Origin of the sequence: Sulfurovum sp. bin170 (genome assembly GCF_010892395.1) — a bacterium.
GTDB lineage: Bacteria > Campylobacterota > Campylobacteria > Campylobacterales > Sulfurovaceae > UBA1140.
The window spans coordinates 1-2,624 of record NZ_JAACKB010000417.1 but is presented as its reverse complement, the minus strand read 5'-3'; the positions used below and the strand labels follow the sequence as shown (position 1 = coordinate 2,624).

Sequence of the window (2,624 nt, the reverse complement as noted above, 5' to 3'; positions counted from 1 at the left end):
TATCTATTTTAACAGATGTAGTTTTTATCGTTGTTAAAATTTTATGGAAATACAAACTTCTATTTCCAACCACATATTTTAAGAATGTTAAAGAACTATGTATAATTATAACAAAAAACAACTTTATTAAATATTAAATTTTCTTCAATTCATCCCCGTCTTAGAGAACGGGGTTTTCTTGAAGTTTTTTGATAAAAAGAATCTCATGGGCAAAGATGCGATGATGTTTGGTATTGGTCATGATAATCCTAAGGTGACCGATATAGATGAGCTACGATGTGATGCTTGTATCAGTTGGGATGACAAAACGGTAGAACCTCAGGGGGAAATCTCAAGTAAGACCATTGCTGGTGGACGATATGTGATGTTTCTGCACAAAGGCTCTTATGATAAACTGCATGATATTTTTGCCGAGATAGGTGACTGGATAGTTGAGAGTGGGGTTATGCTAAGAGATGAGCCAATGTTTGAGAAGTACCTCAACCGTGACCCACGGCGAACCAAGCCTGAGAATTTGAGGACTGAGATTTATGTGCCGATAGAGGGGTGATTGACTCTACTTCAATCGATAATGCCCATCAAGAGGATAGCTAAATAGGTCATCGTTCTCTCTTGTACCCCATCCAATATTGTGAATAATATACGGCACACCATCACTTGTCTGTTTAGATGAAACTATCATAATATGGGGTCGACCTTGTACTTTGCAGGTAACAATATCTCCTGCTCTATAATCTTTTGGATTTTTTGTCACGCTTAGAGCATATCCCTTTCTCTTAAAATACCTCTTTAGATTAGGCACACGCCTATGATCGATATTTCTATCAGTACTCTTTGCACCCCATATCTTTGGATAACTCGAAAAGGCTCTCTTCATATCTTCGTGAACCTCTTTTTGTAAATCTATCTTTTTGGCATCTCGCAAAGCACGGATAATCACATCAGTGCATACCCCTTTGGTTCTTGAAATATCACCATTTGGATACTCAAGACGCACATATTTTGGGTCATAGATGAGTGTTTCACCTATCTGTTCTCTAGCTGATTTGACTAAGGGTGGGGAAGGTTTTTCTATCGTTTTTTCTACAAAGGGGAGTAGCTCAAATCCTTTTTTTAGTGGTTCAAAAGTAGATGGTTTAAATAGCATAATTGCTAGTAGAGTGGTGAAAAGAGCTATAATGGATAATTTTTTCAACATAAAATTTCACTTCTCATTCTATCAATGCTCCTCTTTCCATAAAATCCTTTATCCCCTCAAAATACCCCTTATCCAAATGAATATCATTATGTCCTCTCCCATCAAGATACAACGCTTCAACTTTTGAGCTAACAAAGGCATCATAGAGTTTTTGGCTATATTTATTCGGAATAATCTTATCTTCCCCTCCCATAACAATAAGTATTTTATGAGCTTGGATGTCAGGAACTCTATCTATAGATCTGTATTTGTCTTTTAATATTATGCCCATAGGATAGAGAGGAAATTGCTCTTGTGCTATAGACTCTATACTGTCAAAAGGGGTTACCAAAACCAAATTGCCTACAGTTCGTTTGAATGCCAAATAGGTAGCAACACCACTTCCCAAACTTCGTCCTATAACATGAATGTCGGCATGATGAATTTTAATCTTATCATAAACCAAGAGAGCATCAGTGTACAACCCCTCTTCGGTAGGTGTGCCACTGCTTCCACCATAGCCACGATAGTTGACCAGATAGATGGTATGGTTAGGAAAGTTATTAGCAAAAGTATCAGAACCATAGCCTACACTCTCTGCATTGCCACCAAAATAGATTATGGCTTTTTTATGCCCACGATTAAGAACAAAGGTTTTGATTAGCCCTACATCATTTTTAATATTTAGTTCATCGTAGCCATTTTGGAGTGCAGGAGAGGGAAAATACAAAAAGTCTCTCTGTTTTAGGTAGAGTAGTATTCCTATGATAACATAGATAATCAATAGTAATTGGATGATTTTGCCGTACATGGTACTCCTACTTTTACTTGAATTATAGCGTAAGGAATGCAAATTGGAGATTGGCTATAATATCAAATAGAGAAAAAAGAGGAAGTGTAGATGTCAAAAAAACTAACAAGCAGAGACAAACTTTTAGATGTGACATTTGAAGAGGTTTATAGGTTTGGTTACTGTGGAGCAGGAACGGCGACTATCCTCAAAAAAGCAGGAGTTCCACGAGGCTCAATGTACCACCACTTCCCTTCTAAAAAAGCGATGGTTATAGCGATGATAGAGGAGCGACTTATTCCCAAGATTAGAGATTTTTTTGAGTTTAAAATCAAAAAAAGCTCAACAGGATTGGAGCTGGTCAATGAGGTGATGGGAAAACTCTCTAAAAACAAGATGCTTGTCACTCATGGCTGTCCTCTTCACCGTCTTATGTTTGAGATGGATGCTTTGGATAGTGATATTGCTCTGCTTTGTAGTGCTGAGTTTGAACACCTAAGTGAAAATCTTCAAAAGATACTACTGTTTGGTATGCGAGATGGGAGTATTCGAGAGATGGATGCTAAAAATTTGGCAGAGTTTATTATCTCTTCCACATGGGGAATATTGTCTAAACCTGCTGTTTGCTCTTCGGAGGAGCAGTTTTTGAGGGATAGT

At 37.5% G+C, this 2,624-nt stretch carries 4 protein-coding genes; 2 read left to right on the top strand and 2 right to left on the bottom strand.

Features of this window, described 5'->3' with window-relative positions; genetic code table 11:
* Positions 1-178: 178 nt before the first annotated feature.
* Positions 179-550, top strand: coding sequence for a GyrI-like domain-containing protein (locus GSY74_RS09905; protein WP_255494602.1), 372 nt, complete (start codon positions 179-181; stop codon positions 548-550).
* A 6-nt stretch (positions 551-556) separates the two neighbouring features.
* Here GSY74_RS09905 and GSY74_RS09900 read toward each other — a convergent pair whose 3' ends face one another.
* Entirely contained in the window at positions 557-1,198 is a 642-nt protein-coding gene (locus GSY74_RS09900) for a DUF1287 domain-containing protein (protein WP_255494601.1), read from the bottom strand.
* 13 nt (positions 1,199-1,211) lie between these two features.
* On the bottom strand, positions 1,212-1,988 hold the full coding sequence (locus tag GSY74_RS09895) for an alpha/beta hydrolase (RefSeq protein ID WP_164664940.1): 777 nt from the start codon (positions 1,986-1,988) through the stop codon (positions 1,212-1,214).
* 90 nt (positions 1,989-2,078) lie between these two features.
* Between GSY74_RS09895 and GSY74_RS09890 the strand changes: the two genes are divergently transcribed.
* The coding region (locus tag GSY74_RS09890) for a TetR/AcrR family transcriptional regulator (protein ID WP_164664939.1) at positions 2,079-2,624 on the top strand (546 nt) is incomplete at its 3' end.